Origin of the sequence: Litchfieldia stipae, assembly GCF_014837155.1 — a bacterium.
GTDB lineage: Bacteria > Bacillota > Bacilli > Bacillales > Bacillaceae_L > Litchfieldia.
This window is the reverse complement of sequence record NZ_JACYHA010000031.1, coordinates 1-22,134: the sequence shown is the minus strand read 5'-3', so window position 1 is coordinate 22,134 and position 22,134 is coordinate 1. Positions and strand designations below refer to the sequence as shown.

At 38.3% G+C, this 22,134-nt stretch carries 25 protein-coding genes; 4 read left to right on the top strand and 21 right to left on the bottom strand.

Annotated elements, in window-relative coordinates; translation table 11 throughout:
* Positions 1-159: 159 nt before the first annotated feature.
* Complete coding sequence (locus tag F7888_RS21040; protein ID WP_191783125.1) at positions 160-1,197, top strand: HD-GYP domain-containing protein; 1,038 nt, start codon at positions 160-162, stop codon at positions 1,195-1,197.
* A 53-nt stretch (positions 1,198-1,250) separates the two neighbouring features.
* Here the strand turns inward: F7888_RS21040 and F7888_RS21035 are convergent, their stop codons facing one another.
* The 6 genes from F7888_RS21035 to F7888_RS21010 form a co-directional block, all read right to left on the bottom strand.
* On the bottom strand, positions 1,251-1,613 hold the full coding sequence (locus F7888_RS21035) for a hypothetical protein (RefSeq protein WP_191783123.1): 363 nt from the start codon (positions 1,611-1,613) through the stop codon (positions 1,251-1,253).
* Between the two features lie 194 nt (positions 1,614-1,807).
* A complete protein-coding gene (locus F7888_RS21030; RefSeq protein WP_191783121.1) occupies positions 1,808-2,158 on the bottom strand; it encodes a flagellar protein FliT in 351 nt (116 codons plus the stop codon).
* Positions 2,158-2,559: a flagellar export chaperone FliS gene (gene fliS, locus F7888_RS21025; RefSeq protein ID WP_191783119.1), complete on the bottom strand. Its 402-nt coding sequence runs from the start codon at positions 2,557-2,559 to the stop codon at positions 2,158-2,160. Before fliS ends, F7888_RS21030 begins: the two co-directional genes overlap by 1 nt.
* A 22-nt stretch (positions 2,560-2,581) precedes the next feature.
* The gene (locus tag F7888_RS21020) at positions 2,582-4,138 is read right to left on the bottom strand and encodes a flagellar hook-associated protein 2 (protein WP_318246339.1); all 1,557 of its coding nucleotides are present in this window, start codon (positions 4,136-4,138) and stop codon (positions 2,582-2,584) included.
* 11 nt (positions 4,139-4,149) lie between these two features.
* Positions 4,150-4,515 (bottom strand): flagellar protein FlaG, encoded by a 366-nt coding sequence (gene flaG, locus F7888_RS21015; protein WP_191783117.1) that lies wholly within the window; start codon positions 4,513-4,515, stop codon positions 4,150-4,152.
* A gap of 135 nt (positions 4,516-4,650) precedes the next feature.
* Complete coding sequence (locus F7888_RS21010) at positions 4,651-4,890, bottom strand: hypothetical protein (protein WP_191783115.1); 240 nt, start codon at positions 4,888-4,890, stop codon at positions 4,651-4,653.
* A 124-nt stretch (positions 4,891-5,014) separates the two neighbouring features.
* Between F7888_RS21010 and F7888_RS21005 the strand changes: the two genes are divergently transcribed.
* Positions 5,015-5,872, top strand: a complete 858-nt coding sequence (locus F7888_RS21005) for a DNA endonuclease (protein ID WP_191783113.1) — start codon at positions 5,015-5,017, stop codon at positions 5,870-5,872.
* A gap of 397 nt (positions 5,873-6,269) precedes the next feature.
* Here the strand turns inward: F7888_RS21005 and F7888_RS21000 are convergent, their stop codons facing one another.
* From F7888_RS21000 to F7888_RS20930, 15 genes are all read right to left on the bottom strand, one after another.
* Positions 6,270-8,090, bottom strand: a complete 1,821-nt coding sequence (locus F7888_RS21000; protein WP_191783111.1) for a flagellin N-terminal helical domain-containing protein — start codon at positions 8,088-8,090, stop codon at positions 6,270-6,272.
* 349 nt (positions 8,091-8,439) lie between these two features.
* The gene (csrA, locus tag F7888_RS20995) at positions 8,440-8,673 is read right to left on the bottom strand and encodes a carbon storage regulator CsrA (protein ID WP_191783109.1); all 234 of its coding nucleotides are present in this window, start codon (positions 8,671-8,673) and stop codon (positions 8,440-8,442) included.
* A gap of 11 nt (positions 8,674-8,684) precedes the next feature.
* On the bottom strand, positions 8,685-9,119 hold the full coding sequence (gene fliW, locus F7888_RS20990; protein ID WP_191783107.1) for a flagellar assembly protein FliW: 435 nt from the start codon (positions 9,117-9,119) through the stop codon (positions 8,685-8,687).
* A gap of 19 nt (positions 9,120-9,138) precedes the next feature.
* Positions 9,139-9,729, bottom strand: a complete 591-nt coding sequence (locus tag F7888_RS20985) for a DUF6470 family protein (RefSeq protein ID WP_191783105.1) — start codon at positions 9,727-9,729, stop codon at positions 9,139-9,141.
* A 200-nt stretch (positions 9,730-9,929) separates the two neighbouring features.
* Entirely contained in the window at positions 9,930-10,820 is an 891-nt protein-coding gene (flgL, locus tag F7888_RS20980) for a flagellar hook-associated protein FlgL (RefSeq protein ID WP_191783103.1), read from the bottom strand.
* Between the two features lie 11 nt (positions 10,821-10,831).
* The gene (gene flgK / locus F7888_RS20975) at positions 10,832-12,376 is read right to left on the bottom strand and encodes a flagellar hook-associated protein FlgK (RefSeq protein WP_191783101.1); all 1,545 of its coding nucleotides are present in this window, start codon (positions 12,374-12,376) and stop codon (positions 10,832-10,834) included.
* A 21-nt stretch (positions 12,377-12,397) separates the two neighbouring features.
* Positions 12,398-12,895: a flagellar protein FlgN gene (locus F7888_RS20970; protein WP_191783099.1), complete on the bottom strand. Its 498-nt coding sequence runs from the start codon at positions 12,893-12,895 to the stop codon at positions 12,398-12,400.
* A 31-nt stretch (positions 12,896-12,926) separates the two neighbouring features.
* Entirely contained in the window at positions 12,927-13,187 is a 261-nt protein-coding gene (gene flgM / locus F7888_RS20965; protein ID WP_191783097.1) for a flagellar biosynthesis anti-sigma factor FlgM, read from the bottom strand.
* A gap of 66 nt (positions 13,188-13,253) precedes the next feature.
* Positions 13,254-13,667, bottom strand: coding sequence for a TIGR03826 family flagellar region protein (locus F7888_RS20960; protein WP_191783095.1), 414 nt, complete (start codon positions 13,665-13,667; stop codon positions 13,254-13,256).
* 68 nt (positions 13,668-13,735) lie between these two features.
* On the bottom strand, positions 13,736-14,440 hold the full coding sequence (locus F7888_RS20955; RefSeq protein ID WP_191783093.1) for a ComF family protein: 705 nt from the start codon (positions 14,438-14,440) through the stop codon (positions 13,736-13,738).
* Positions 14,437-15,948: a DEAD/DEAH box helicase gene (locus F7888_RS20950; RefSeq protein WP_191783090.1), complete on the bottom strand. Its 1,512-nt coding sequence runs from the start codon at positions 15,946-15,948 to the stop codon at positions 14,437-14,439. The genes F7888_RS20955 and F7888_RS20950 overlap by 4 nt, the downstream gene beginning before the upstream one ends.
* Before the next feature lie 68 nt (positions 15,949-16,016).
* Entirely contained in the window at positions 16,017-16,859 is an 843-nt protein-coding gene (locus tag F7888_RS20945; protein ID WP_191783088.1) for a DegV family protein, read from the bottom strand.
* Positions 16,860-17,055: 196 nt separating this feature from the next.
* Positions 17,056-17,520 (bottom strand): chemotaxis protein CheX, encoded by a 465-nt coding sequence (locus F7888_RS20940; protein WP_191783087.1) that lies wholly within the window; start codon positions 17,518-17,520, stop codon positions 17,056-17,058.
* Positions 17,521-17,817: 297 nt separating this feature from the next.
* On the bottom strand, positions 17,818-18,504 hold the full coding sequence (locus tag F7888_RS20935; protein WP_191783149.1) for a response regulator: 687 nt from the start codon (positions 18,502-18,504) through the stop codon (positions 17,818-17,820).
* Positions 18,505-18,569: 65 nt separating this feature from the next.
* Positions 18,570-19,715, bottom strand: a complete 1,146-nt coding sequence (locus tag F7888_RS20930) for a sensor histidine kinase (protein WP_191783085.1) — start codon at positions 19,713-19,715, stop codon at positions 18,570-18,572.
* 422 nt (positions 19,716-20,137) lie between these two features.
* Between F7888_RS20930 and F7888_RS20925 the strand changes: the two genes are divergently transcribed.
* Together F7888_RS20925 and F7888_RS20920 are read left to right on the top strand one after the other, a co-directional pair.
* Positions 20,138-20,770: a YigZ family protein gene (locus F7888_RS20925; RefSeq protein ID WP_191783083.1), complete on the top strand. Its 633-nt coding sequence runs from the start codon at positions 20,138-20,140 to the stop codon at positions 20,768-20,770.
* A 24-nt stretch (positions 20,771-20,794) separates the two neighbouring features.
* Complete coding sequence (locus tag F7888_RS20920) at positions 20,795-21,841, top strand: LCP family protein (RefSeq protein WP_191783082.1); 1,047 nt, start codon at positions 20,795-20,797, stop codon at positions 21,839-21,841.
* The last annotated feature ends 293 nt before the right edge of the window (positions 21,842-22,134 follow it).

Genomic DNA, 22,134 nt, shown 5'->3' with positions numbered 1-22,134 from the left:
ACTTTAAGCTTCAATCAGTGTAAAATAGGAATATAGTCCTGTATAACTCTTACAAAATAAAAAAACTTTTGTTAATAAGTTACAAAGTTTACGAAATATGCCGATATAATAAATAGAATTATCAACCCATTACAATGCAAGTATTGGAGAGCATTTTTTATGATGACAAATAGCTTCGAAATTTCATTTGAACTAGTTGGACAAACATTAGGACAAGATATCTATTCTGATCAAGGGATATTACTGCTAAAAAAAGGAACAGCCCTTACAGAAACTCATATTGTTCTTTTGCATAACTATAAATTTGGAACAAAAATCGAGATTGAAGATTACAGGGATAATAACAAATTAATTAATACTATACAAAAGCTTTATGATGAAAACTTAGCTGAGATAAAAAGTCTATTTCAACACATTAATTTGAATAACAGTCCACCGATTAAAGAACTTATAACTGCCTATCAGCCCCTCATTGATCAGGCTCTTGATCATAGTGACTCGATTAATTATTTGCACGGAATAAAATCATATGATGAGTATACGTATCGGCACAGCATTAATGTGGGAATGATCAGTGCGGTGATCGGGAAATTATTAGGCCGCACAGAGCAAGAAATATCATTACTTGGTAAGATGGGGCTCTTACACGACATTGGTAAAACTATGGTGAACCCAGATATCATTAATAAGCCAGGGAAACTCACTCAACATGAATGGAAAGAAATCACTAAACATACGATTTACGGATATCAAATCCTTAAAAAAGTAGAGGACATTGACCTTCATATTCCAGCCGCAGCTCTTCTCCACCACGAACGAATTGATGGAAGTGGATATCCGAATAAGGTGAAAGAAAAGGATATCCCTTTTCTTGTCCAAATTCTTTCAGTTGCTGATACGTTTGATGCAATCTCATCTGATCGAGTGTATCAAGCAAGAAAACCTGATTTCGTCGGAATCAATATTCTAGTTGAGGAAGCACGTAACAACAAACTAAATCCTGCTGTCGTCTTTCCTTTCGTCAAATATCTAATGAGACAATACCTACGTAAGGAAGTCATTTTGAACACAGGTGACCATGGCGAAATTATCTTTATTCATGATGATGAACCTCATCAACCTTTAATCATAAAGGGCGATGAGTATATCGATTTACGAAAAAATCGCGAAATAAAGCTTAGCGATGTCGTTAGGTGATTTAGGGACGGTTCTTACACTTCTTTCGAAGCGAAGAACCCTCCTCTTTTAGTTTACTTTACGAAATCAATGAACTGATCAGTAAAATCTTGCGATACAGTATAGATTGTATGAGTGTCTTCACCCCACATTAACGTAGTTCTTTCCCCACTTTCACCAATCCACAAATAATAACGATAAGTATCTTCATTTGCATCGACAATCTCTAGATGATATTCTGGATTTGCCATATTCACTATCCCCTCTTCTTTTACAGCACTTGATAATAAGTGTGTAAACGTTTCGAGGACTTCCTCTTCTTCAAAAACAGTAATGTCGCTCTCTCCTATCTTTTTAATACTGACCTTTGTAATTGTCGCTTCAGATGTTATTTTTGTAGCTGCTTCTGAATGTATTTCAGAGTTTAGTTTTCCCATGCTAGTCGAGGGCTCAAAGTCAGATTGACAACCCACTAATATTTAAAATGAAGCTATAGAAAAAAATATATTTCTCATCATGTGTATGCTCCAGTCGTTTTTTTTCAATTAGACGAAAATGAACATTCAAAGTTGCAAAATAAAAAGACGGTTCTTGCGCTTCGTTAAAAAAGAAGCGCAAGAACCGTCCCCAATTATTTCTTTCGATCAAAGAACATGCCGTCCCCATTTGATACTGATTGATAAGGGTTGGTATATTTGTTATTTGATTCTTTTGTTTTGTTTAGTTGATTGATATCGAGCTGGATTTGAGACTTCATCGTTTTCAGTTTCTCATTAATCAGCTTCTGAGCTTCAATCATTGCTCTACCTAGGCGCATTTCTTCATCTGTGTATGGAGGTTTTAGTTGCTCCATGATCAATTCGCGTGCCTCTAAGTGTTTTTCGATTTGAACAATATGATCATCACGTTCTTGTTTTGGCACAGATTTCTCTAGTAGTTCTACCAGCTGCTTTGTGACCTTATAGAGCGCTTGAACACTCACTATGCTCTGCCACCCTGCATTGGCTTCGCTTGTTTATTTATCTGGATTGCTTCCTTCCAGGTGTTACGGAAGTCAACAACATATCCTTCTACTTCTTTAAGAATCTCTAAGTCATTCTTCAAATTTGCATCCATAAGGCGGCGATTCATGTAATCATACATACTCATCAAGCTTTTAGAGATTTCGATATCCATATTTAAAGTGACCATGAATTCTCTGATGATATTTTGTGCTTTTTGGATGTTCGTGTTGCGTTCTTCAATATTGCCTTCTTCGATTGCTTTTCCTGCAAGATGAATGAATTTTAAGCAGCCATTATAAAGCATTAGTGTCAATTCACCAGGTGAAGCGGTAGTAGCTGCATTGGTTTGATATTGTTGGTACGGATTGCTAATTGCCATGTTGCTCATTCACTCCTTTTATTTACATGCCAGTGCCGAACTGCTGCATGAGATATGAATATTGATTATTCGATTGTTGTAACGCTTTTTCCATCGCCGTGAACTGCTTCCAATAGCGGTCCTCGATTTGAATTAATCTTCTCTCAAAGCTTGATATCTGATTGTTAATATTGTTTAGATTTCGACCAATCGCGAAATTACCATTTGTTGAAGTTGCCTTACCAGCCTTCGCATCAATATTAGCCATCGTATCCTTCAGAGTGGATCTCAGTCTTCGAGCTAACCCCTGGTCACTAGAAGTCGCGCCATCCTTTTGAAAAAGCTCATATACACCATTAGGATTACTAGAAATAGCTTCTCTCAGCTTTGTTTCATCAATCACTAGCTTCCCTTTATCTAGGTAATTTGATGAGGTTGTAATTCCAATTTGAGATAACGCATTAAAACTAGACGTACCTGCAACAGTTGTATACAAGGACGTTCTCATTTTTTCAAGACTGCTAGATAATGCTTGGTCTCTGTATAGAGTTCCTTTTTTAGCCTGTTCTTCCCATTGCTCAATTTGTTTCTCAGATAGTGCTTCTTTTTCTTCGTCTGTTAAAGGCTTATAGCTTCTGTTAGGGCCTTCTGAAACTTTTGAGTTAACAGATGCAATAAGTTCATTGTACTTGTCAACAAACGTTTTAATCGTGTTAAAAATGGTATCTGTATCAGTTGTTGAAGAAAACGTGACACCACTAAATGCCTGCGGATCTGAGCCTGGAATTTCAGTCGTTTGTTTTAGCGAGTATTCATAGCCGTTGATTCTAAATGTGTTGGTACTTCTTGAAGTAAGAAGTCCGTTGTACTCAAAGCTCGCATTTTTTCCAAGTGAGCCCACATTATTACTTGCTGCTTCGATATTATTGCTATCTAGCTTCAATGTATTAGTAAAGAAATCACCAACTAATGCAATTTCAGGGTTATCTGTTCCATCAAGGGCAGCATCCCCTGTGTTTTTTGCCGTAATCGAGATTTTCCCTGTCATTTCATCGTAAAAAGCTGAAACACCGAACTGACTATTGATCTTCGTTAAAACAGAGTCCAGCGTATCATCACCAGTGATTTTGATCGCTTTCACATCAGCTTCATTCTGTAACTTTCCATCTGTACCAATCGCTAAGACTTTGATTTCTTCACCAATTGGTGCCTCTGTTCCAAAGAGTTCACTGAATTTTTTTGTCGGATCAATTCCAACACTTTCCTTTGAATGCATTGTTGCCGCACTTGCAAGCTCACGAACCTTAATCGTTGCTGCAATATCATTTGTTGAATTCACATTTTTAACCGTTACTGCACTAGAATTTGAACTAGTAACCGTCTTTGCTGTGAATGAAGCTTGTCTAGCAATTCCGTTAAAAATAAGTTGATCAAATTCTAACAGCTTAGCATTTAATTCCCGAAAGTCATTTCGTTGCCATTCAAGGTATTGTCTTTGTTGCTGAAGCTTATTTAATGGCATACGTTCGGCTTTCATTAAATCCTTGACCATTTGGTCCGTATCCATACCACTGGCTAATCCACCAATTCTCATATTCATGCTCTCACCGCCTAAATCTTTTTATCTACCACGAGCCCGACGAACTCTGTCATCGCTGCATATATATCTAGCATCTTTTTTGAAGGGATTTCTTTCACTACTTCTTGTGTTACATCATCGACTATCGTCACGTAATACTCCTGAAGTTCTTCATGTAACTCAAACTTGAGGGCTGTATGACTAGATTCCAATATTTTGTTCATGTTATTCACAATGTCTTCCATATCAGTCTTTGACACTGGTTTATTAGAAACCGCTGGTTGTGCCTGAACCTGGCTCAAAAATTCTCTAGCAATATCTGTTGTTTTATTTGTAAAATCTCTTTGCTGCTCCACTCTTGGATTGATTCCTTGACCTGATATTTGATTGACCGACATGTTGTTTCCTCCCGATAACATGATTTCTAGTAGTTATATCGGTAAGAATTGAAGATATTTTCACTGTTTTTGTGATTATTTTAGGTATTAACTGCAAAAAAAAGAACAACCACACTTGGCTGCTCTATTGTTTGATTAATGAAATTCCGTCCGTAGTAGTTTCTCAAGCGCATCTGCCTTACATTTCAATTCCTGGAGCTGGCGATTAAGGCGACTCATTTCTGAGGAGGATAGCACATGTTCTGAAACATATTCAGCAATACACTTCATTTCAAATAGCTTTTCTTCTATTTTTTCTAAAATAAGATCTTGCTGCTTACACCATTCTAGCTGTTCTTCTAGGAATTGTTTTAGTTGCACATCTTCATTGTTCAATTAGATACCTCCTAAATGAAGAGAGAATTCATTACCATTTACTGATGAGTCTTTGTTTATTCTTAATAGATATGATACAATAACACAGAACAAATGTTCTGTTTAAAGGAGGGAAAATTAAGAAATGGATCACTTTGATCAATTAACAAATATACAAAAAAATATATTAATCGCTAGTATTATGGGCGATGGTGAAATAACCAAAATCTATAAAGGAAGCAGAAGAAAAAACAATAGCTATAGAGAACACTTTGGCATGGGACAAATTAAATATCGAGAATGGAAAATGTCTTTAATTCCCGACTTATTTTATATCACTGCCAAAAGTAACACCCTTCGAACCCGATCTCTTCCACTCTTCACAGAACTGTACCCTTACTTTTACAATAAAGAAGGGAGAAAACAACTACCAATTGATTTACTAAAATATATTAATTCTCCAATGTTTCTGGCAATTATTTATATGGATGATGGGACTCTTTCTATCTCAAAAAGGCATAATCATCTAAAAAAGAGCATCTACTTAACTCCAAATATTAATTTATACCTACAAAATTACACCTATGATGAACTTCAAATTTTAAAATCTCATATCTTCCAAGTATTTGGTATATCCTTTTCACTAAATAAACGCAAAGATGGATTTGGCCATATTCTTAGATTAACTTCCACAAAGGATACTTACTCATATTTAAATATAATTACTGAGTATGTTAGGACTTGTCCTAGCATGTATTATAAAACAAACTGGACTTGGAGACTTAAAGAAGAATCCATAATCTTAATTAATCAACATCCTACATATCAAGTAATAGCATCTCATTATGATCGCCATAAAAATTATACTGACTCAGATATTCAACAATTAATCTCAATGAAAAATAGTGGTATGAAAGATAAAGAGATTGCACTTGCTCTAAATCGTTCCTACTGGTCAATTGTATATAAATTAAAAGAAATAAGAAAAGATGGTCTTCTATAAACGAAGACCATCTTATTTTTAAAATTAACGAAGAAGTTGAAGAACTCCTTGTGGTTGTTGGTTCGCTTGCTTTGCGACTGTCTCTTTCGATGACAGAATAGACTATATCTTCACCCTAATTTTCTAGGGGCTGGGCACTTCGAACAGTTATTTTTACTGCCCTACGAGATTCATAGTCATAGCTTGTGCCTTAGACCGTGTTCTCTAGTCGTTGAACCTTCTCCAGAGTTTCCTCACAGGAGCTTGGCTGCTGATTATCCATTGTTCTATCCTCATCATTTTCAGACCCTCACGCATACCGTTTCCAGTTACGTTGTGGTAGATGAAGCTTTAGGAAGTTCCAGCAATTCACCCAGTTATCCTCTAGCTCGTTACCAAACTAGACGCCCTTTAATCATTATCTCAAGAGTTGTAGAACTCCTTGAGGCATTTGATTAGATTGAGCCAACATTGCTTGTGCTGCTTGAGAAAGAATAGAATTCTTAGTTTGAGTCATCATTTCTTTCGCCATGTCAACGTCACGGATACGAGATTCCGCAGCAGTTAGATTTTCAGAAGATGTGTTCAAGTTGTTAATTGTGTGTTCTAAACGATTTTGGAATGCACCAAGTTTAGAACGTTCACTTGATACAGTTTCAATAGCTTTGTTAATAGTTTCGATAGCAGCTGAAGCGCTAGAATGTGTCGATACATCTAATGCAGCTTCTTTTGTAGTATTATCTGTGCCATCTGTTACTGCGTTTGTAGCGGTGAAACCTGCATCACCAGCTTTACCTGTAATTCCTAGAGCTTCTGAACGCATGTCAGCAATTGAGATAGACATACTTTGTCCTTTGTTTGCTCCAACTTGGAAAGTAGCTTCAAAATCTTTCTTTATAGCACCATCTTTAATTTCTAGTTTTGCGTTTGGACCAGTTTCAGTAGAAGTTACTGTTAGAACACCAGCTGCTCCATCTGTAATTTCAACTCCAGAAATCTTATCACCAATTTGGTCAGCGACTGCTTTAGTAAATGCATCTTGAATTGCATTAGTGTCTGCTGATTTATCTATTGCAGCTCCACTAGCTGCTGCAACTGCATCCAATGCTTTACTAATATCTACACCTAACGCGTCGCCTTTATATGCTCCATCATTTACATTGTAGAACTCTACTTTTGTTCCGTTAATTTCAAAGCCTTTACCCACTAAATCAGTAAGTGCTGTTGCAGAAGCTGCTTTATCTACTGCATTACCTGCAGTATTCTCTTTTACGATACTTCCAAAATCAACATTTGTAGTTGCTGCTGTATTTGTAGTTGTACCTACTCCAGCAGTAGCTGTAAATGCAATTGCTCCTGTTTCTGTTGGAAGTGAGATACTTCCTTTAGAACCAGCAAAGTCTTTTCCACTTACTGCTGCAATAGTTACAGTATCACCAGATACATTAGCAGTAAATTGTCCTTTTAATGTTTCATTATTAGAAATGAAATCGTTTAGAGCTGTATTGATTTTGCTTGCTGTAGCTTCTAATAGAGCTTGAGCTTCGGCAGCATCTGCAGCGGCAGTTTCGGCAGGTGTTGGAGAACCTGGAGTTGCAACCGGAGAAGCAGCTGCAGCTGCAGTACCTGCAGCAGTTATATCAGCTGCATCATCTGAACTAATTTCAAAACTAAACTTTTCCCCACCAATATCAAATGAAACAGTGCTACCAGCTGTTGCAGCAGTTGTTATTTCAATTGTAGCAGTTGCTTGTGTATGATTAGTATTCCCAGCTGCAGTAGCACTTTCTACGATACCAGTTTTCGCCAAATCAATTCCACCATCACCTTTTAAAAGGCCTTGTGTATTGAATTCAGTTGTGTTACCGATACGGTTAATTTCTGAAGAAAGTTGGTTAATTTCCTTTTGAATTTCTTCACGGTCTACTCCGACGTTTGTATCGTTAGCTGCTTGAGTAGCTAGTTCACGCATACGTTGTAAGATATCATGCGTTTCGTTTAATGCACCTTCAGCAGTTTGGATCATTGAGATACCATCTTGTGAGTTTTTAGATGCTTGGTCTAATCCACGAATTTGTCCACGCATTTTTTCAGAGATTGCTAGACCAGCTGCATCGTCTCCAGCACGGTTAATTCTGAGACCTGAAGATAATTTTTCCATAGACTTTGATTGTGCATTTGATGCACTGTTTAATTGGCGGTGTGTGTTAAGAGCCGCGATATTGTGATTAATTCTCATTTTAATATTTCCTCCTTGAAATTGGGTTGTTTTTTTCATTCCACATCCTTGTGGAACGTTTATAACAAATGGCCTCTAAGCCGGCCGCCTTATTAACCATTTGCTTTACATACTATATATCGGAGTGCTATTAAATTAGTTTAATAGTTTTTGAAAGTTTTTTTAGGATTTTTTAAGAAAATATTTTAATAGATAAAATAGGAGAAGTTGAGAAACTACACTTAGCAGGATGAATACACGGAGACTCCCGTGGGATGCGTGATCAAAAGTGAGACCCCGCGCGGAGTGTATTCAGCCTGCGGGTTTTCAATGCTACTCTTTTATAACAAAAAAACAACCCCAACAATTGTCAGGGCTTCAATTTCATTTTCGCATTTAATTGTGTCAACAAATCTAATGAGGCGTTCGTTGCCTGATTGTTTTCATCCTGAATCGATAAATAAATTTCCTTACGATGAATCTCTACATTCTTCGGTGCGTTAATACCAAGCTTAATCTGATCACCACTAATCGATAGGACGGTGATTTCAATGTTGTCTCCAATTTGAATGGATTCATTCTTTTTCCTCGTTAATACAAGCATGATTCACCCTCCTATCTTACCTTTTCTTGAACTAGCTGATGTCTGGTTGTATACACAGTGTCATTTAATATGAATTGTCTTCCTAATCGCTTCGTTACATTTAATACAATCGGTGCCTGCAAGTTACATGTGGTTTTTTCGAACGGATCTTGCAAAGTTAAAATGGAATAGATCGCTACATCTTGTTCGCTTTCTATTTTTAACTCATCAACGACATGGTCTGGTAGTTCAATATCATAGTCCGTAAAAAAGATGAATGGATTTGTTAAGGCAAATCCTAATTCAGGTGACTTGACGGATTGCAAAATTTGAAAGACACTGTCCTCTGTAAATGGTAATAAGACAAAAGATGTTTCATCAATAAATCCTGGAATGCCATGTTCAAATGTAAATATTTCTTTTTCCTCAATTGTTACTTGTCCATGATATTTCGTTTCGATATTCATATCCCCACAACCTTACTCACTATATTTCTTGTTCATAGTTTATCCCAACATGCTTCAAATTAGCAAAATCTACCTTAAGAGATTCTTTTTGAACTAATTCAACGTCAACTTTTCCAGGAGTGTAGTCAATCGTAGGTTTATTTGTTTGAACATCAATCATCGGTTTATTTACCTTCCAATCAATATTCACCTTACTTGGTTCATAACTCGTTTTCACGCTAAAATGAGACGGGATCCAACCAATATTGAATTCCTTCAATGGCTTTTGGCTGTTGACCTTAGAATGTTGGGGAATAGGGTTTCCACCTTGTTCGATTTTCATGAGGTCCATGCCCTCTTGAGCTCTTCGTGCAATTCCTGCCATGACATCACTTCTGCCTTTATCTGCTTCTTCACGCGTTCTTCGAAACATGCTCTTCAAGTCCATATCTGCCCATGCTTCGGTTTGATCAATGGTTAGCCTTGACGGAGTTGTTTCAATATGTAAATCTGGTTTCGGCTGCTGAATCGAAACATCTGCTTGCTTTTGTTCAATATTTAACGCGGCAGGAGTTCGATTCAATTGAATTTTTGCATATTGAGACTCTAGGCGTATTTGTGGAAAATTCATTTTCTCATGCCTCCTATCAAAAAAAGCTATCAAAATAGATAGCTCTTTTACCGTATGACTGTTTTCACAGTTTTCAATTTCAATACAGAATAGTATATGAAATTCCTAGCAGACTGAATACACGGAGGCTCACCGGACACCCGCAGGACGCGGAGTGTATTCAGACTGCGGGTTTTAAAGCGACATTCTGTACAAACAGACTATCTTAAAAAGTCCAATAATGACGGTTGAATAATTCTTGAGCCGACTCCTAGTGCTGCACGATGCACACTTTCCTGTGTCGTTAAGTCGATGATGACTTTTTCTAACTCTGCATCTTCATTGTCAGAAATGATCTGTGTCGCAATGATGGATTGCATGCTTAATCTGTCATCGATTAATTCAACTCGGTTGTATCTTGCACCAAGATCCGCACGGACTGATGTGACATTTGCCGCATGAGCATCTAATGATGTTAAGAAGCTTGAAATATCTCCACTACCATCATTTAAAGCACTCACCAAGTTGTCTAGTTCAGTGAAGATATCATTTTCACCGTTACCCTGAAACAACTGAACTCCGTCTACATTTGTATTTAGCTTAACACCTTTTGATACGTCGATTAGTACCTGATTGCTATTTGCAGGTAGTGTTTTTGGTGGAGTTGCTTTTAAGTCAATCGGTGCCTCCGTTGTATTCGTACCGTTAAAGATATATTTATTTCCGATTTTCGTATTGGCGATGTTAGCAATATGATCTTTGATTTGACCAATTTCGGCTGAAATACTTTTTAAATCATCCGGGTTGTTTGATCCATTACTTGCTTGAACGGTTAATTCTCTAACACGTTGCAAAGCACTTGTCATATCTCCAAGAGCAGAATCACTAGACTCCATCCAGCTGTATACCTCTGATAAATTACGTTGGTATTGCTCGATTTCGGTGAGGTCTGTACGGTATCTCATTCCTTTAATCGCAACTACTGGGTCATCGGAGGGCTTGGTGATTTTTTTGCCTGTTGCTAATTGATCCTGTAGCTTACCCATATTTGAGTAGCTATTGCTTAGGTTTTTCATCATATTATTTGTTAGCATTGATTGTGTTACGCGCATTTATTCATCCCCTACCTTCCGACAACGCCCATACGATTAATGATCGTATCTAGCATTTCATCTATTACTGTTAAATTACGAGCAGATGCATTGTAGGCATGCTGAAATTTAATCATGTTTGTCATTTCTTCGTCGAGTGATACGCCACTCACTGATTGACGATTCATTTCAACTGAATCTCTTAGTACTCCTGAGTTTTGCTTCAATCTTGTTGCTTCCTGTGAATCTACGGCCATTTTACCAATCGCAGATTCATAGAATGCTTGAATCGTTCCAGCAGTGATTGGATACGGTGAACCATCAGCAGTAGTTACTGCAGCGAAGTTCGTGTTCTTTACTTCTGCTAGATTTAAACTATTTTGTCCGTTTCCTGCTTCGTTATATTGAGTAGATGCTGCAATGTTATTTAAATTTTGGATATCATCAGATAAGCCAATTCGAAGCGCTGCACCTTTATAATCGGTTCCAAGGTCAGCAAAGAATTGCTTGCCTGAGACACTTGCATCAGTTGAGCTTGCAAGTGTATATCCTTCAGAGTGAACCGCATTGAATTGTGTCGCAAATGAGTAAGCGATTTGATCAAGCTGATCTAGCATTTCAGGGTATAAGCCTTTGACTTCGCCACCTTCTACATACCCAAATGTATTGATTAAGCCTTTTAAGCTTCCTGTGTCCTTCAGCTCGATTGCTACTCCATCGATTGACACGCCATCAATTGGATCCGTTGGTACGCCTGTCCCTGCTTCAGTTGGTGAAACCGATAAGGTCTTTGCTTCTTTCCCACTTACTAGTGAAACAGCATTTCCATTTTTATCAACGATCGATACATTGACCATACCTTCAGCAATAGAAAGTGCATTTCCACCACTTTTTACCGTATCTGTTTTGATTTCTGCATAGGAAGAGAGCTGGTCTAATAGACGGTCACGCTCATCATATAAATCATTTGGCAAGTAACCATGTGGTTCAATTTCAGCGATTTGCTCATTAATTTTGGAGATTTGCGTTGCGATTGAGTTAATCGCTTTGACGGAAACATTGATTTCATTTCCGATATCATCTTTCACTGCATTTAGCGAGTTCGATAGATATTGGAAGGTTTCAGTTACGGCTAACCCACGCTGTCTCACTACCGAACGTGCACCAGCATCCTCTGGGTTAACAGCTAAGTCCTGTAATGATTGCCAAAAGCGGTCCATCGTTTTTGCAAGTCCACTTTCAGATGGTTCATTCATGACCTGTTCCATCTTATCTAAGCCTGTTGCACGAGAGTTCCAGTATCCTAGTTTACTATTTTCACCACGATATTGAACATCTAGGAAGCTTTCTTTTACACGTTGAATCGAACCTGCTTCAACACCTGTACCCATTTGTCCCGCTGTCTTTGCTTGATTCAAAGAAGCATTCGGATATGGAGTTGTAGCTGTGAAATTAACTCGCTGACGCGTATAACCTTCTGTATTTGCATTTGAGATATTGTGTCCAGTTGTGTATAGTGCATTCTGTTGTGCGACCATCCCACGACGCGCGACTTCTAGTCCTGAAAATGTAGACATGTTGTTATTCCTCCATTCCTTCTATGCTTGTGAATCAAACATTGAGCGTCTTTGTGTATTTTGTTCCTTTGGAGCATTTAATGGATTACCATAATTAAGCTCCTTAGGTTTAGGTAAAATCGTATCAAGGGTCATGTTGACGACCTGTAACGATTGTGAGGTTAATTGTTGATTTAATTCATTTTGAGCTTTAAGTTCATTGATTTTGTCAACGAATTCCTGCTGAAGCTGTGTTAAGGTTGTTCGTTCTGGTTCATTTGTTTTTTCAATATAACTTGTTAAAGTTTGCTCTTGATGACGAATACCAAGGCGGTGAAACTCTTGGTTCATGAGCTCTATACGTTCATTTTCTAATTGACGGATGGCTAGGATGTACTTTTGTTCTTCCTTGAGATGTTCATCAAGAGACGGAATGTCACCGGTCTTTAATATTTCTGTTTTCTTGATTGCAAGCTGATGAAGTGCAGCGTGTAATGTATATAGCTTCTTTAACAGCTCAATCATCTTTGTTGTTGACATGCGTTTCCCTCCTAAACAATCCGTCAATTACTTATGCTTCGAAATAATAATTAAGGATGCTTTTTGCTACTTTATCAGCATCTACTTTATAAGTCCCATTTTGAACCTGTTGCTTAAGTGCTTCTACTTTTTCTTGCCGTGCAACTGTTACAGCAGACGTTTCTTGAAGTTGCTTTGCAGCGGAAGAAATTTCGACTTTATCAGTTTTAACCGTTTTTTCAGTTGAAGCCAATTTGTTTATTTGCTTTTTATAAGGATTAATTCCTGTTAAATTGGTTTGATTAATTTTCATGATTTCTTCCTCACTTTCCTACCGAACTCGTACCTATCCATTATATCGGATGGTTTCACGAATTGTTTAACGGTTCGTGTAAAAAGTTCGTTGCGTTTTGTTCATTTCACTTAGCTTGCGCTTGTGCTCATCTTCACGCTCAAGCTGTGAGATCTGTTTGCGAAGTCCGCCCGTGCAATCGCCACAAAGCTTTCCTTCTCGTATTAATGTGCCACATTTGCTACAAGGATATCCGATATTTGGAAACTGAGCAACCTGAAGCTTCCCAATTCGGATAAATCGGTAAATCAATTCCTCTTCTACCCCAGTTGCTTCAACTACTTCAGGGATGGTAGCTGTGCGATTTTCTCTCTTTCGAATGAATTCATACACCGTTTTGAAGTGTATTTCTTCTTTTTTATAACAAGTCTCGCAAACCTCTCTGATCGTATTTCTCACAAAAACAGCCCCACAATTAGGGCAATTTGCTAATTCTGACATACTTATTTCTCCTCTTTGTTCATCTTACCTCTTATATCGGATTGATTTGCGATTTTTTTAACAGAAACTTATGATCTCACTAATGTTAATGAAGAAACAGATGTTGCATTTGCAGTTAAAAGGACTTCGGCTGCGTGTCTAAGTGTGGAGCCTGTGGTGTAAATATCGTCGATTAGTAAAATATGGGTCCCTTTTAAATCGTTTCCTTCTTTAAGACTGAAGACATTTTCTGCATGAATTCGGTGTTCACGCGATTTTTTTGATTGTTTTTCATGATGGACTCTTGTTAATAGTTCTTGTGGTTTACCTAGGAACTCCGCGAAAATTTGTGCTTGGTTGAAACCACGTTCATATAATCGTTCCTGGCTTAATGGGATTGGAACTAATATAAATGAGGAAGAAAAATTCGATTTATAAGCTTTGATGAAGTCTTTTTTAAACACGGTAGCAAGCTTGTGATCCCCTCTGAATTTGTATTGAGACAAGACTTGCTTTAGCCAATCATTATAGCGGTATACTGATCGATTGCTTGTGAGGGTGTGTACCCACTTCGGGTCTTCAAGCCAGCGAACACAGTCATAACATTGATCTCCGTGAATATATTCCTTAGCCAGATCGTCGAGGGGCCGACCACAAGTTTGACAGATCGTGCCTTCTATTCTTTCAAAGGATTCCCTACATTGTGAGCAAATATTGTTTGGCTCACCGATTAAAAACAAGGTCCCCCATCTTTCATCTGTAAATGGTTCAAAACAAATTAAGCATTTCGTCAACGTTTATCACTCTCCAATAGTTTACGTTCATAGCCTTCCTGATTCATCCGCTCGATATGTCGTTTAGCGGCCAACATACCTGACGTTTTACCATAATGAAAAAAGTGAATGTCACCTGTAGTGTAGCTTGCACTTCGACCAACACGACCACTGATTTGGACAAGTGCACTTTCAGTAAAAATGGAATCCTCTGCGCCAAGAACAGCGACATCAATATTTGGGACGGTGACACCGCGTTCTAGTATGGTGGTAGTGATTAGAATGGGAATCTCTCCTCCTCTAAATGCTGCTACTTTTTCCTTGCGTTCGGGATCTTCTGAGTACACGGCTTCAATTCGTGGGTCAAATGCTTTTAGTACTGGTACTAGCTCAGTTGCTTCTTTGATATGGGGTACGAATAAGAATGCTTGTTTTTTACTTGTTAAATGCTGATTAATCCATTGATTGATGATTGGTGGAATTCGTTTTTTCTGAAGAAGCTTTCGCCAATTGCCACACCATTTAAACACAGGGACTGGTAATGGACGCTTATGGTATCTTGCTGGAATTGTAATTGCTTGGCGTTTGCCCTTTTTCACCTCGCGTTGCCAGTTCAAGCTTGGGGTGGCGGATAGAAAGATCGTACTTGCACATGGTTTTTTCGCTTGAAGGACGGCATATTCAAGCATTGGCTCTGAAGAATATGGGAAGGCATCGACTTCATCAATGATCATCACATCAAAGGCTTGATAAAATCGAAGCAGCTGGTGGGTCGTTGACAATGTTAAGGGAGCAAATTTCTCACGGTCCTCACTTCCACCATATAGGGCAATGACGTCAATGTTCGGGAAAGCTGCTTTCATCCGTGGCAGTAGCTCGATGACAACATCGGTTCTTGGTGTGGCGAGACACACCCTTTTTCCTGACAGGATGGCTGCTTCGATTCCATGAAATAGCACTTCTGTTTTGCCTGCGCCACATACGGCCCAAACAAGGATTTCTTGTTGTTCATGGATCGCTTGAACTACCTTATCTGAAGCTATGCGTTGGGCTTCAGATAAGGTACCCGACCATTCTAGAACTTGGTTTGTAGGAGTGATTTGGATTTCTGGGCCGATCCAAGAAAGCATTGGCGTACATTGGCTAACCCTTCCCATCGTTATGCATTTGCGACAATAGAAGCAGTCGGTTTTGCAGCGAGCACATGGGAATGAGGCAAATAGAAACGGATCTTCATTTCCACAGCGGTAGCAGTGAAGATGAGTACCATGGGTGAGTCCAGGTCGATAGCTGATATAGCCATGTTGATAATGCTCTTGGATGGTTTCGATTGGGAAGGGAATTTCGTCTAGAAGGAGTTGTTTTCCTTGTAGATAGGCTTGAAGCTCACGTGCGAAGTGAAAGGTAGGATTAAGGTTAGTGGAATGTTCGAGTTCTGGGTAATGACTGATTGGTTTAAGTTGTGAGGAGTGCTCTGGTGAGGTCAGCGGTTCAGGGATGATGATTTCGTTTATTTTTATAAATCTCATTTTACACCTCCTGGTTTTATTTTACTCGAAAAAAAGAGCGCTGCAATCATCTACAGCGCTTGACACATTTATTTCATATACCAGCCTAATCCCATCGCACCTTCACCAAGGTGAGTACCGATGACTGGACCAAAATAGCTAATGTTAAATTCGACATGAGGGTATTTCTCACTCATTTCTGCTAGAAGCTCCTCAGCTTCTTCTAAGCGATTTGCATGAATGATTGATGCCTTCATTGGTTGTCCTTTGCTCGCATCTTCGTCGAAAAGTTCAAACAAACGTTTGACTGCTTTTTTTCGAGTACGGATTTTCTCAAAAGGTACAATCTTTTTATCAACAAAGTGAAGAATCGGTTTCACTTGAAGAAGGCTTCCAACAAAGGCTTGAGCGCCAGATAAACGGCCGCCTCTTTGTAGATTGGTTAAGTCATCAACCATGAAATAAGCTCTGCTTGTTTCTTTGATTTTATTTAGTCGCTCCATGATTTCTTGAGCTGATATTTCCTGCTTGGCCATTTCCGCTGCTTCAAGTGCGTAAAACCCTTGAATCATTGTACTAATTTCAGAATCAAATGCGAATACCTGAACATCTTCAACCATACTGCCAGCAGTGACTGCCCCTTGATAGGTTCCGCTGATTCCACTAGATAAATGAATACTTATTATTGCATCATAGTCTTTTGCTAATTGTTCAAATAGCTCAACAAATTTCCCTACTGGTGGCTGCGAGGTTGTCGGCAGCTCGTCCTGGTCTTTCATTTTCTCATAAAATTGAGTCGCTGATATGTCCAGTTCCTCTGAATACACCTCATCGCCAAAAATTACACTTAGAGGAATCATATGTATATGCAAATCATCTCGTATCTCTTTCGGTATGTAAGCTGTACTATCAGTTACAATTGCCGTCTTCATATCGTTATCCATCCTTATTGAAAAGTTTCTTCGTTTATTTTTCGGGAATTGACTTCACAAATAGCCCACTATATTGTCATTTATGTCTATTCTTTTCATTTTATATGAATATGATTGAAAATGCATCTTTTTGTTCACACATTTTCCTATATTTGGGCAGGGTGGCAAATCCGGGACGGTTCTTACGCTTCTTTACCTACTTTGCTAATAGCAAAACGACATCCAGTTGAGCACCATTACTTTCGTAGTTTAGCCCAATTCCAATCGTCTGATGTTTGTCTTCAAGCTGAATTGCGTTTTCTTCCATTAACACGGGGAAGGTGATATCTGTCTTTAAGGAGAATTTCGTTAAATTCGTTGATAAATTCCCAGCAATCATATTCCCTACCTCACCTGTGAAGGAAGTTAGCATTTCTCCATCAAGTCTCATTCCATATAACATTTCAGCAATCGTTGAGAATGTTTCTCTTTCACCATTTAGAAATAGGTTCCCTTTCAAATCACCAGTAAATTCGACTGAAACACCTAACTCAATGGTCTTTGTGAAATCGATAGCCTGTGATGTATTTACGGTTGGCTGAGCTGGAATGACGCTATTAATGGATTGCATGATTTCATTAATCAGCATTTCATTAGAAGGCTCGAGTGTATTCATATTCATAAGGCTGCATCCTCCCATTCTCATTTAGTATCAATCTCTACCCATTATTGGCTAGGTTATTATTACTATTATAATTGATTTTATATTATTTAACACAGAAAATATTCAAAATTTCGACATTTTATTCATGTGGGTATTTGAACGAGAAAGTAAAATGTATCTCCTTGTTTGATTTACGTGAAGGGAAGTGTAAGAACCGTCCCCAATTTGCCCTAATTTGCCAAAAAAGGACAGGTCATCCGTTTATATTATCGGAAGCCTGTCCTATTTTGTGAAGGTAGTTATGAAGTTTTGTCGTTATCGAACTTCTACCCATCCATTTTTGATGGCCACAACAACCGCTTGTGTACGGTCATTCACGTTCATTTTTTGTAAAATATTACTAACATGGTTTTTAACTGTTTTTTCGCTTATATAGAGTGCGTCACCAACACCACGGTTGCTTTTGCCGTCTGCTAGAAGCTGAAGGACTTCACACTCACGACGAGTTAAAATATGTAATGGTCGACGAATTTCTGTTTCTTGTGTAAGTGCTGCATTTCCATTCCCATGTAAGGCAAGGCGACGATATTCTTTGACTAAATTATGTGTTACCTTTGGATGTAAGTATGAGCCACCTTCTGCTACTACTTTAACAGCTTCAACAAGAGAATCTGCATCCATCTCCTTTAATAAATACCCACTTGCACCGGTTTTTAGGGCATGCGTGACATAGCTTTCATCATCATGAATGGATAGAATGATGACCTTTGTTTCAGGGTTCGCTTCAATTAATTGCTTCGTTGCTTCGATCCCATTGATTGTAGGCATATTGATATCCATAATGACCACATCTGGCTTATATTTCTCAACAAGTCCTAATGCATCTTCCCCGTCATCACCTTCTGCTACTACTTCAAAGCTTGCCTCAAAATCTAAGATCCTCTTTACTCCTTCACGGAATAGTTGGTGATCATCAATTATAATTATATTCGTTTTCATGATCGCGCCTCCCTTATTTCATTCTGACGACTGAAATAATTGTAGTCAATATGTCTTTAGTTTTATTTTCAAAATTGCAAAGGTACTTGAATAATAATGACCGTACCCGCACCTTTTTTTGTTTCAATCTTCAACTGGCCTTCGAGTAATTCTACTCTCTCTCTCATTCCCATAAGCCCAAATGAATTTTGTTTTTTTGCATTTACGTCAAAGCCTTTTCCATTATCCTTAACTATAACAGTTACATTCGTTTTTGCAATTTCAATTTTCACAAGAATCTCCGTAGCATTCGAATGTTTAAGTGCATTCTGTACCCCTTCCTGTACAAGTCTAAAAAGGGCAACCTCATATTTCACAGGTAATCTTTTTTCTACTCCCATATTCGTAAATAAGATTTTTGCACTATTGCTATAGTCTTCGATGGTCTCTAGGTATTTTTTGAGGGTAGGCACTAAACCTAAATCATCAAGCGCCATAGGTCTTAAGTCATAAATAATCCGTCGAACCTCATATAAAGCAGAACGAACCATTATTCGAAGGTCGGCGATGTCTTTGAAGCCTTCCTCTGGTCCACGCTCACGAAACACCTTATCGATTAATTGGGAACGCATCATCACATTAGCTAGCATTTGTGCAGGACCATCATGAATCTCACGTGACAGTCGTTTTCGCTCTTCTTCCTGGGCTTCGATAATCTTTAAGCCAAACTCTTGCTTTTGTTTGGCATTCTCAAGCATTTCACCCATTTGTCTCAAGTCACTGTTTAAATAATTCAGAACAACAGAAATCTGACCTACTAGATGCTCTGCTCGTTCTATCGTTTCTTGGACACCAAGAAGTCGCCTTTCAATATCGTCTCTTCTTTCTCTTAACTGTTTTTCCTTTTGCTGCATGATTGATAACTTCATTTGCAGGTCATGTGCTTTTTCATAAGCACTTCGTATTTGTTCCTCAGAATAATCGTTGAAATTGCCGCTTACCTCAGAGAGCCTATTTCTAGCAAGGCGGGCTTGGACCTCAAGCTTGTCCCCTTCACTAATCACTGCAAGAACCTGCACTTTAATTTCTTTCAGCTCTTCGGCTAACGTTTCAAACTCTTGCCTAGAATGTTCTCCTATTAAAAAAATTTCATCCTTACTATGATCAACGGTATTTATCATTTTTTCGACAATTTTGTCGACTACTTTTGTATCAATCATTCTTTTTGTCGGCATACGTTCACTTCCAGTCCAGAATTGATAGGTAAGTTTCCCTGCTAAAGGGCGATTTCATAAAAAGTTAGTTGATGTACATAAATTATTGAAGATTAAAATTCTAGCAGCATGAATACACGGAGACTCCCGTGGGATGCGTGGCCAGAGTGAGACCCCGCAGGAGCCTGCGACGAGGAGGCTCACCAGACACCCCACAGGACGCGGAGTGTATTCATGCTGCGGCTTTTTAAAAGCAACCATACAAAAACAACCTTACTAAAATACGATATATTTATCTTGAATCCTTCACTATTTTACAATTTATTCTTGTTTATGCAAAAACAAATGATTGATGTAAAAATTATGTCGTTTTATAATAGGGGAATGAGTTCTTTTGTTAATGAAGTTAATATTCCCCATATCATTGGAGGTGTATTTACGAAATGCTTTCTTCCTATTATACCGTAAAAGGCTATGGAGAACATGAAATAAATATACAAAAGTCGCGATTTATCGCTTATGTCAAAAGGGTTTCAACAGAGGCCGAGGCTCAGGGCTTTATTCAAGAAATTAAAAAACAGCATCATAGTGCCAACCACAATTGCTCCGCTTATTTGATTGGTGAGCATGATCAGATTCAAAAAGCAAATGACGATGGTGAACCGAGTGGTACTGCTGGTGTTCCAATTCTAGAAGTGTTAAAAAAGAAGCACTTAAAAGATACGGTTGTTGTCATTACTAGGTACTTTGGTGGCATAAAATTAGGAGCAGGTGGGCTTATTCGCGCATACGGAAAAGCAACCTCTGAAGGTCTACAGGCAACTGGAATAGTAGAACGAAAATTAATGCAAATTGCCCATACAAAAATTGACTATACTTGGCTCGGAAAAGTTGAGAATGAGCTTCGTTCTTCTATTTATGAATTAAAGGAAATTCATTATCTCGAAGATGTCGAAGTAGAAACATATGTCAAAGAAGAAGAAACAGAAGCATTTTCCGAATGGATGACAGAGCTCACGAATGGACAGTGTACCATTCAGCTTGGGGAAAAGGTCTATTTAGAAACAGATATTTAAAATATGGTTACGAGGAGAAATCGAATGGCTATAAATCAAAGACAGGTAATAAAGAAGAAGCGTCGTCGTCGGAGAATTTTGCTTTGGATACTTGTCCCACTACTAGTGCTTGGAACTGGGATTGGCCTATATGCAACGTATTTAGTAAATAAAGCAGCCTCAGCTGCACAAACGTCTCAAGAAGGTCTAGAGCGTGGCGATAAATCAGAAAAAAGAGAACAAGCTGTTAATCCAAAACACGATAACATTTCGATCCTATTTATGGGTGTCGATGATAGTCAAAAGCGTGAGATGGGTAACGCCACAAGAACAGACGCCCTCATTCTTGCGACATTAAATGAGAAAGAAAAATCAATTAAAATGGTAAGCATCCCGCGTGATTCTCTCGTCTATATTCCTTCAATGGATAAAGAGGATAAAATCAATCATGCATACTATAGAGGCACAGAAAGTACGATTCAGACAGTTGAAGAGTTATTTGATATTCCAGTTGATTATTTCGTTAAAATGAATTTCGAAGCTTTCATTGATGTTGTTGAAGCACTTGATGGAATCTATGTTGATGTGCCAATCACTTTTAGTGAAATGGATAGCCGTGACCGTAAAAATGCGATTCAGCTAGAAGAAGGATTCCAATTATTAAATGGTGAAGAAGCTCTTGCCTTAGCAAGAACACGTAAGCTTGATAGTGATATCGAACGCGGAAAGCGTCAGCAGATTATTATGAAGTCGATTATCAGTCGTGCAGCATCTTTACAATCTCTTTCTAAATACGGAAATGTGATTGACGCACTTGGCGATAATATTACAACTAACTTTAAATTCGGTGAATTAATTGCGTTACATGATTATGCTATCTCTGGTGAAAGATTAGGAATTGAAAGCTTCCATCTTAAAGGCTCTGACCTTTGGACACCAACTTATTATTATCAATTAGATCAAGAAAGTGTACAGGAAATTTCAGCTACCCTGCAAGAACACCTTCGCTTAGGCGTATATGGTGAACGAAACGATAGCTCACTTGTAAATAATACGGACGTTGCAGCTGATACAGAAACTGAAACTCCATAAACACTAAAACCGCCCTCCAAAGGCGGTTTTTTTCTATTTAATATTAGAAGAAAAGTGGAAAATACGTTCAGCCTGCCTCGTGCTTCATTGTATATCAAAATATAGAGATCATTTACTTAGCAGGCTGAATACACGGAGACTCCCGTGGGATGCGTGGCCAGAGTGAGACCCCGCAGGAGCTTGCGACGAGTTATCATGAACGAAACTAGCTCCTTACTCGTAAATTCGTAGGTTAATTTGGTAAGAATGTTTAGTGATAGAAACAAACAAAACCAAATCAGAGCTACATTACG